The sequence below is a fragment of the Pseudomonas brassicacearum genome, assembly GCF_918698105.1.
GTDB lineage: Bacteria > Pseudomonadota > Gammaproteobacteria > Pseudomonadales > Pseudomonadaceae > Aquipseudomonas > Aquipseudomonas brassicacearum_F.
Map to the genome: position 1 here is coordinate 21,266 of NZ_CAKKMI010000074.1, position 9,102 is coordinate 30,367.

Annotated in this window: 6 protein-coding genes; all 6 read right to left on the minus strand. The window is 64.7% G+C overall.

The genetic code is table 11. The features are described from left to right. Positions 1–23 precede the first annotated feature (23 nt). Entirely contained in the window at positions 24–2,135 is a 2,112-nt protein-coding gene (locus tag LQ215_RS23470) for a PAS domain-containing hybrid sensor histidine kinase/response regulator (RefSeq protein WP_230152791.1), read from the minus strand. 117 nt (positions 2,136–2,252) lie between these two features. Further along, positions 2,253–5,351, minus strand: a complete 3,099-nt coding sequence (locus LQ215_RS23475) for an error-prone DNA polymerase (RefSeq protein ID WP_230152792.1) — start codon at positions 5,349–5,351, stop codon at positions 2,253–2,255. Then, on the minus strand, positions 5,327–6,748 hold the full coding sequence (locus LQ215_RS23480; protein ID WP_230152793.1) for a Y-family DNA polymerase: 1,422 nt from the start codon (positions 6,746–6,748) through the stop codon (positions 5,327–5,329). Before LQ215_RS23480 ends, LQ215_RS23475 begins: the two co-directional genes overlap by 25 nt. A 7-nt stretch (positions 6,749–6,755) precedes the next feature. After that, entirely contained in the window at positions 6,756–7,388 is a 633-nt protein-coding gene (gene imuA, locus LQ215_RS23485; RefSeq protein ID WP_230152794.1) for a translesion DNA synthesis-associated protein ImuA, read from the minus strand. Next, positions 7,388–8,005: a transcriptional repressor LexA gene (gene lexA / locus LQ215_RS23490; RefSeq protein WP_230152795.1), complete on the minus strand. Its 618-nt coding sequence runs from the start codon at positions 8,003–8,005 to the stop codon at positions 7,388–7,390. Before lexA ends, imuA begins: the two co-directional genes overlap by 1 nt. Before the next feature lie 305 nt (positions 8,006–8,310). Then, positions 8,311–9,102: AraC family transcriptional regulator (locus LQ215_RS23495; RefSeq protein WP_230152796.1), on the minus strand; the 792-nt coding region annotated here is incomplete at its 5' end.

Below are 9,102 nucleotides of genomic sequence, written 5' to 3' on the forward strand. Positions count from 1 at the left end.
TCCATTTGTTTGCAGCGCCGCGATCAGCCGCCCAGCACGCTCCTCACCATCCGGGTCAGCGCATCCGGGCCGTAGGGTTTGCTCAACAAATGGGTATCGGGGCTCAGTTGATGGTTGCGGGAGATGATGTCCCGGGTGTGCCCCGAGGTGAACAGCACCGGTACTGGCGGGTTCTGCATCTTGGCCCAGGCGGCCAGGTCGGAACTCTTGATCAGGCCGGGCATGACCACGTCGGTGAAGATCAGATCCACCGAGATGCCTTCCAGCAGCAGCCTCATCGCCTCATCGCCATTGGCGGCCGTGAGGGTCCGATAGCCGGACTGCTCCAGCAATTCCACCGACGCGCTGCGCACCTCGTCGTTGTCCTCCACCACCAAAATCGTTTCTTGCCGGCCGGACTGAAGTACGTCGGGCTGCTCGGTTTCGCCCGCTTCGGGTGCAAGGCTTCGAGGGAAATACATTCGTACTCGCGTGCCCTCGCCCAGGTCGCTGGAGATCTCGATATGGCCGCCACTCTGCTTGACGAACCCGAACACCATGCTCAATCCAAGCCCGGTGCCCTGGCCATCGGTCTTGGTGGTGAAAAATGGCTCGAACACCTGCTTCAGGATGTCGGGCGGCATGCCGGCACCGCAGTCGATTACCGACAGCCGGACATAGTCGCCGGCCGGGATCCCCTTGCCGGCACAGGATGCTTTATCGAGCACGATGTTCTCACCGATCAGGCGGATGGTGCCCTCGCCGCCCATGGCATCGCGCGCATTGATCGCCAGGTTCAACAGGGCGTTTTCCAATTGATTGCGATCGACGTGGATGCACCAGGGCTGCTGGGGCAGGCTCACTTCAATCTGGATGGTTTCGCCCAAGGCTCGTTGCAGCAGTTCACCCATGCCATCGAAGATGCGTCGTGGGTTGTAGACCGCCGGTGACAATGGCTGGCGCCGGGCAAAAGCCAGCAGTTGCGATGACAACTTGGCGCCCCGCTCCACGGCTTCGATGGAGGCACTGACCCGCCGTTGCACGTTGGCGTTGTCCGGCTCGTGGCGGGCCAGCAAGTGCAGGTTGCCGGCAATCACTTGCAGCAGGTTGTTGAAGTCATGGGCCACGCCGCCAGTGAGACCGCCAATGGCCTCGAGCTTTTGCGACTGGCGCAACTGCTCTTCCGCTGCGAGCCGCGCTTGCACCTCATCGGCTACCCGCTGTTCCAGGTCGCGGGTGAATTTGAGCAGCGACGCTTCGGCTGTCTTGCGCTCATTGATGTCAATCAGCACACCTGGAAAACGCAGGGGCTTGCCCGTGGCATCGAATTCGCAGCGACCACTGGCCAGCACCCACCGGTAATCACCGTCCACGCGGCGCAGCCGATATTCAGCGCTGTAGGGGACGCCCGTGCGCAAGGTCAGTTCGACCCGCTGGTTGACCTCTTCGAGGTCATCGGCGTGGATGCGCTGGCGAGCAATTTCGATGGGCAGTGCGTCCAGCGAACAGTCTGGCGGGTAGTTGAAGGTACGGGCAAAACGCTCATCGCCCGACAGCGTGTCGGCCTGGATGTCCCAGACGAACGACCCCAGCAATGGTCCGGCCGAGAGGGCCAGCTGGATGCGTTCATTGACGGCTCGGTAACTGCGTTCGGCCTCTTGCCGGGCGCGCTCGGTCAACACGAGCTCGGTGGTTTCCACCACAATCGCCAGCACGCCCGCCGGGGACTGGTCGTCATCGGGCACCGGGCTGTAATAGAGGTCCATCCACACATCTTCAGGCTTGCCATCGCGCAGCAGGACCAGCTCTTTGCTGCGGTAGGACAAGGTGCCACCGGCCAGGCAGACGTCTAGCACATGCCGATTGAATTCGGCGACCTCCGGCCAGCCCAACTCCACTGCACACCCCAGCAGGTAGGGATGGCGACCCCCGGCGAACTCGGCATAGGCATCGTTGTAGATCATGAAGCCCTGGCGGCCCCACAACATCACCATCGGCAGGGGCGAAGCCAGCAACAACTGGACGGCACTGCGCAGGCTGGCGGACCAGTGCTCGATGGCGCCCAACTCGGTCCGGCTCCAATCGAACGCCCGGATACGCCCGGCCATTTCACCGCCCCATCCAGGGCACCCGTGATTTTGGGATAGAAACTGCATGGTCAATTCTGAACCTCAAAACGCCTGCAGGGAGACGGCAGACACAAACCCCTTGCGATCAGAGCTTCGAGCGCTGGGTTGGCGTTTGGTTTCATGGTGAGGGACCTGTTTGCGGATTCACCGGAAATCACGGCTCTGCACCTGGATACCCGCCAACAACTCGGTCAGGTCGCTCAGGCGCCCGGCGATCAGGTGGCGGACCTCGCCGACGCTTTCCCAGCGCCCATCGACCTTGAGCAATTGCGAGCCCACCAAGGTCTTGCGCTGGCGCTCGGCCAAGTCGCGCCAGACCACCACGTTGAGATTGCCGAATTCATCTTCCAGGGTGACGAAGGTCACACCGCTGGCCGTGCCCGGGCGTTGGCGGCCGGTGACCAACCCGGCGACGCTGACATTGCGCCCATGTTCCACATCCTGCAACTCCCGTGAACTGCGGCAGCGCCGGGCGCGCAGTTCGGGGCGCAGCAGGGCCAGCGGATGAGGGCCCAGTGTCGTGCCGAGCGTGGTGTAATCGGCAAACAGGTTTTCCCCCAGCGTGGGTTTTGGCAGGGCCACGGGGGGTTCCTCCTGGCTGGGCATACCGGCGAACAAACCCAGTTGCTTCTGCACCCCGGCCACTTCCCAGCGGGCACGATGACGATCACCGGCCAAGCCCTGCAAGGCCCCCGCGTCGGCCAGTTGCGCCTGGGCCCGGGCATCGAGCTGCGCGCGCTCGCCCAAGTCGGCCACGTCGCTGAAGGGCCGATGCCGGCGGGCCGCTTCGATACGGCGGGCATCCTCTTCGCGAAAGCCCTTGACCATGCGCAGCCCCATGCGGATCGCTGGTTGCCGACCGTCCATGGGTTCGAGGCTGCAATCCCAATCGCTGGCGCGCACATCCACCGGGCGTATCGACAGTTGATGTCGGCGGGCATCCTGGAGGATCTGGTCCGGGCTGTAGAAGCCCATGGGCCAACTGTTGATCAGGGCACAGGCGAACGCCGCCGGTTCGTGGCATTTGAGCCAGCTGCTGGCGTAGGTCAGCAAGGCGAAACTGGCGGCGTGGGATTCGGGGAAACCGTAATTGCCGAAGCCTTTGATCTGTTCGAAGATTTGCGCGGAGAATTCAGCGGTGTAGCCGTTTTTCTTCATCCCCTGCGCCAGCCGCTCCCGATGGGGCTCCAACCCGCCGTGACGTTTCCAGGCGGCCATGGAACGCCGCAACTGGTCGGCTTCACCCGGGGTGTAATCGGCCGCGACGATGGCGATCTGCATGACCTGCTCCTGGAACAAGGGGACACCCAGGGTGCGGTTGAGCACTTGCTTCAACGCTTCAGAGGGATAAGTCACCGCCTCTTCTTTGTTTCTGCGCCGCAGGTACGGATGCACCATCCCGCCCTGGATCGGCCCGGGCCGCACGATCGCCACTTCGATGACCAAATCGTAGAACGTCTGGGGCCTGAGCCGAGGCAACATCGACATCTGCGCCCGGGACTCGATCTGGAACACACCGATGGTGTCGGCGCGACTGATCATCTCGTAGGTCGCCCGATCCTCCTGGGGCAGCGACGCCAGGGCGTAGCGCTGGCCCCGGTAGTGTTCGATCAGGTCGAAACAGCGACGAATCGCACTGAGCATGCCCAGGGCCAGGATATCCACCTTGAGCAACCCGACCGCATCCAGGTCGTCCTTGTCCCACTGGATGATGGTGCGTTCGGCCATGGCGGCGTTTTCCACCGGCACCAGGGTGTCCAGGGGCTGCTCGGAAATCACGAAGCCGCCAGGGTGCTGGGACAAATGCCGAGGAAAACCGATCAGTTGCTGGGTCAGGCTCAGGACCCGGCGCAACACCGGGCTGTCCGGGTCGAAGCCGCCTTCACGCAAGCGCTCCATGGGCGGCGCCTCGTCGCTCCAGCGGCCACAGCAATCGGCCAGGGCGTTGACCTGATCCGGCGGCAGCCCCAGGGCCTTGGCCACATCGCGCACCGCCCCGGCGCCGTGGTAACTGCTGACCACCGCCGTCAACGCCGCTCGATGACGACCGTAGCGCTGGAACACGTACTGCAGCACTTCCTCGCGACGATCGTGTTCGAAGTCGACGTCGATGTCCGGCGGCTCATTGCGCTCCCGGGACAGGAAGCGTTCGAACAACAGGCTGGTAAGGCTGGGATCGATTTCGGTGATCCCCAGGGCGTAGCACACCGCCGAGTTGGCCGCCGAACCACGCCCCTGGCAAAGGATATGGCGGCTGCGGGCGAAGCTGACGATGTCCTGTACGGTGAGGAAATAGCTGTCATAACCCAGCTCGGCGATCAGGCTCAGTTCCTTGTCGATCTGTGCCCGCACTTTGTCGGTCGCGCCATCCTGCCACCGCTCGCGCATGCCGCGCTCGGTCAGCTCCCGCAGCCAGGACGTCGGGTCATGCCCCTCGGGCACCAGCTCGCGGGGGTATTGGTAGCGCAGTTGGCCGAGGTCGAAGGTGCAACGCCGGGCGATGTTCAGGGTTTCGTCGAGCAAGGCCCGCGGGTAGAGATCGGCCAGATCCTTGCGGTTGCGCAAGTGGCGCTCGCCGTTGGGGTGCAGGCGCTGGCCGGCCTCGGCCACCGGGACGTGGTGGCGGATGGCGGTCATGGTGTCCTGCAAGGCACGACGGCCGCGTACGTGCATGTGCACATCGCCACTGGCTACGGCTGGAAGATCCAAGCGCTCGGCCAGCGCCAACGAGTCTGCCAACCGGCGGCGGTCGTCCTGTCCACAATGCAACTGGACCGTCAGCCACAGGCGCTCGGCAAAGATCGACTGGAGCCAACGGCCATGTTCCTCGGCATCTTTACCCTCGGCTATCCACAACGCCAGCAGCCCCGCCAAGGGCTGGTCGAAGTCCTCTCGCACGATGCGATAGTGGCCCTTCTCGCTGCGACGCCGGGCGCGGGTGATCAGCCGGCACAAGGCTTGATAACCCTGCAGGTTTTCCACCAGCAACACCAGCTTCGGGCCGTTCTCGACCTGGACTTCGCTGCCGATGATCAGTTGCAGCTCCAGTTCCCTGGCCGCCTGCCAGGCCCGGACGATTCCGGCCAAGGTGCATTCGTCGGTGATAGCCAGGGCCTGATAGCCCTGCTGCTTGGCGCGACGGCACAACTCCAGGGCACTGGAGGCGCCGCGCTGGAAACTGAAGTTCGACAGGCAATGCAGCTCGGCATACTCGACGCTCATGCGAACCAGCCCTGCAGCCACAACGGCCCGCCCTCGCCCACCGTTCGATAGGCCCAGCCACGTTGTCCGCTGCGGGTTTCGATCAGATAGTAGTCACGACGTACGTCGGCACCGTCCCACCAGCCGGTCTCGATGCGCTCCGGGCCCATGAGGACTCGCGCCTGGCTGTCTGGCAACAGCTGGGCCTCATTCAGCAGCCAGCTGGGACGTTGCACGCCAGCGCGCACCGGACAGGCCTGGGGCCGGGGTTGGGGGGTCATTTGCCAGGCGCATTCAGGTCGATGGTCATCGCGAAACCCCAGGCCCTGCACCGCGTCATCCCCCAGCCGCGCCCGCAGCCGTTCGCGCAGTTGCTCCCAAGGCAAGGACTGTTGCGGACGCTCGTCGAACAGCTCCAGGCGCTGGGGCACGAAACTCGGCAGGTCCTCGGCGCACAAGCGAAAACCCCGTACCGGGGCCGCGACCTGCACCTGTTCCAAGCGACCGCGGGCCAGTTCGAAGAGCATCGCAGGGTCCCGTTCGGCGCTGAGCAAGCCGACCTTGATCAGTGTGTCCGGCAAACCGGCGTGCTCCAGGTGCAGGTCGAAGCGCTGCACGCCGCTGTCGCGTCCGCAGAGGAAGGCTGACAGGTCACCGGTCAGGCGGCGCAACGGGAACAACAGCGCCTGATGGGACTGCACGTCGTAGTTGAGTTCGATGCGCACATCGAAGCGGTCTGGCGGCAGGTAGAACGACAGCGCCAGGGTGCGACTGCCCGTCAACGCGTCGAGGTGCTTGAGCACCTGGGCCTCGAAGCGCCGTGCCAGGGTCTGCCGGGGCAAGGCCTGGACCTGGCTCAGGCGGCGCAGGCCCATGCGCGACAGCGCCGTGGCGACGTCGGGTTCCAGGCCGATCCGCTCCACGGGCATGTCTCCCAAGCATTGCTGCAAGGTCTCGGCGTCGGGCACCACCAAGGCGTCATAGGCATTGGCCAACACCCGCGCCGCCACCGGATTGGGCGCGGCGACGATGCGATGACGAAAACCCAGCTCGGTCAGCTCGGCCCGCAAGCGCGCCTCGAACACCGGCCATGGGCCAAACAGGCCCATGCTCGACTCGATCTCGAACAGCAGCGTACGCGGGTAATGCACGCTGACCTGGGAGCTGAACCGGTAGGCCCAGGCCGCCAGGAACTGTTGCCAGTGCTCGATCTGCGCCGCGTCGTATTCGGCGGTGGCAAAGCCTTTGCTCAAGGCCTGGGCAGCGGTCATGGTCTGGCCGGGACGCAAGCCCAGGGCCCGTGCCGGCGCATTCACCGCTTGCAGCACCCGGCGCTGGGCCGGACCGGTCAGCAGTGCCAAGGGCTGGTCGGGATCGGGGCGCTGGCGCAGTGCGGCGTCCAGCGCCAATTGCGGGAAAAGAATACAGACCCAGCGCATCGCAACCTCAATGCCCGGTTTGTGGGGCGAGCGTGGCAAAGGCAATCGGCGCCGAACGAGCCAACCCGCCGCGGCACTTGAGCACGCGCAACTGCGCCGGCCGGGTATCGATGGCGATGCGCAGGGCCGCCGGCGACGGGTTGATGGCTTCCTGGATCGAGCGCCAGGCGAATGCCAGGGTCTGGCCGGTTTCCGCCGCCACTTGCAAGCGACGCAAGGCCCGGTCATCCGCCTGGCGGGGCCAGCACAGCACCGCGCCACAACTGCCCGAACGCAGGCATTGTTCGGTGGCCCACAGGGCATCGCGCTCATCGGCGCGGATCACCGACAACTGGCGCAGGTCGATGCCAGCGTTCTGCCAGGCCTGGGGATAGGGCACGAACGGTGGCGCCACCAGCACGATCCGCTCCCCCGCCGCCGACAGCCGCGCCAGGGTCGGCCACACCAGTTGCAACTCACCCACGCCCGGCGCGGCGATGAGCAACTCCGTCAACGCCGCCTCTGGCCAGCCACCACTGGGCAACGCCGCGTCCAGTGCCGCATGGCCGGTGGGTTGCGGGCTGGCGGCTGGCGGCGCAGGCCGGCCCTTCCAGACCTGGCCGCCGTTGAACAGCGTGTCCAGCGCAACGACGGCGCCCATCAGCCTTGCCTCACCAAGCCACAGAACACCCCTTCTATCGCCAGGTCCTGGTCAGCCTCGACGATGATCGGCTGGTAGGCCGGGTTGCGCGGCAGTAAACGCACTCGCTCGCCGATGCGCTCGAAGCGCTTGATGGTGACTTCGCCATCCAGGCGTGCCACGACAATCTGGCCGTTGGCGGCCTGCGGCGTGCGCTGCACGCCCACCAGGTCACCGTCGAGAATGCCGTCCTCGATCATCGAATCGCCCTGGACCCGCAGCAGGTAATCAGGCGCTTTGGTAAAAATCGCCGGATCCAGCATCAGGCGGCTGTGGACCTCGGCATCGGCGCCGATCGGCAGCCCGGCGGCCACTCGCCCCAGCACCGGCACATCCAGCAACTCGGGTCGTGGTGGTTGGTTCAGCAAGCGAATGCCCCGGGCCTGGTGCGGATTGACTTCGATGAAACCGGCTTCGGTCAGCGCCAGCACATGCTTGCGCGCCACACTGCGGGAGGCAAAACCGAACGCCTCGCTGATTTCAGCGAGGCTGGGAGGCTGGCCCTGATCGGCGATGCGTTCGCGGATGAAAGTCAGGATGGCGGTGCGGCGGGGGGAGAGAGTCGTCATGGAGTACATTTGTACTCTTCCGGGATTTTTCTGACAAGCGCCGCCAGTCAGTTCACATCTCGGGGCTGCTGCGCAGCCCAGCGGGAGCAACCTCTGGCCACAGATATCAACACGTTTCCTCAAGTGAACAGCATTACCTTGTGGCAGCGAGCCTGCTCGCGAAGGCATCAGGCCATTCGACATCCATGCAAGCTGACCCACCGCCATCACGAGCAAGCTTTGCTCCCACAGTTGGATCGAGGTACGGCTGCAGAACCAGGCCGGCTGTCAGGTCGCTTCCCACACAGCTTGAGAAATACTGTTTGGACATATCCTTAGAGCCGGACGTCGGCGCTCTCATTGCGAAACGCGCTCGGGCTCATGCCTGTCCAGCGTCGGAACGCCCGACGAAAACTGCGCACATCGCTGTAGCCGACTTCTTCGGTGATGCGCTCGATGGACAGTCCAGGGTTGGCCAACAGGTTCAGGGTCCGGCCACGGCGCACTTGTTCGAGCAAGGCTTCGAAGGTCAGGTTGTGTTCGGTCAGGCGTCGACGCAGGGTGCGGCTGCTCATGTTGAGGTCGCTGGCGATTTTCTCGATGTGGCTGCCCCGGGCCAGGTCCCGGGCAATCGCCCGTTCCACGGCCTGGATCAGATCGATTTTCTGGTGCACCTCGGTGGCCTCCTGCTCGAGCAAGGCCAATGCCTGGCGCAAGGCCAACGGGTGATGATTAGGCAGGCGCATGGCCAGCCAGCACACGTCGATCAGCATGCGATTGTAGCGGCACCCGAAGCGCACATCCGCCCCCAATATCCGCTGATATTCCTGGGCATAGGACGGCGCGGCATGCATGAACTCCACGGCCCGGGGTTTGAAATCGGGCCCCACCAGCGCCCGGCCATAGACCATCAGGCTGGCGAAGAATTCTTCCACGGCAAACACCTGGATCTCGGCGAAAGGCAGGCGGCAGGTCGCCTCGACCATGATCCGGTCTGTGGCTTCTTCGACGCTGGCCACGGCAATGCCGCCGCTAGTGTGCTGGTAACGAACGCCCAGGGCGAAGGCATCGCGCAGGGTTTCGCACAGCGATAAGACATGGCCCAGCAGGCCGAGGGTGCCAAGCAC

Bases quoted from the DNA above. Each gene is read 5' to 3' on its own strand.
- LQ215_RS23470 (WP_230152791.1), bottom strand. From the start codon at position 2,135: ATGCAGTTTCTATCCCAAAATCACGGGTGCCCTGGATGGGGCGGTGAA.
- LQ215_RS23480 (WP_230152793.1), bottom strand. From the start codon at position 6,748: ATGCGCTGGGTCTGTATTCTTTTCCCGCAATTGGCGCTGGACGCCGCA.
- imuA (WP_230152794.1), bottom strand. From the start codon at position 7,388: ATGGGCGCCGTCGTTGCGCTGGACACGCTGTTCAACGGCGGCCAGGTC.
- lexA (WP_230152795.1), bottom strand. From the start codon at position 8,005: ATGTACTCCATGACGACTCTCTCCCCCCGCCGCACCGCCATCCTGACT.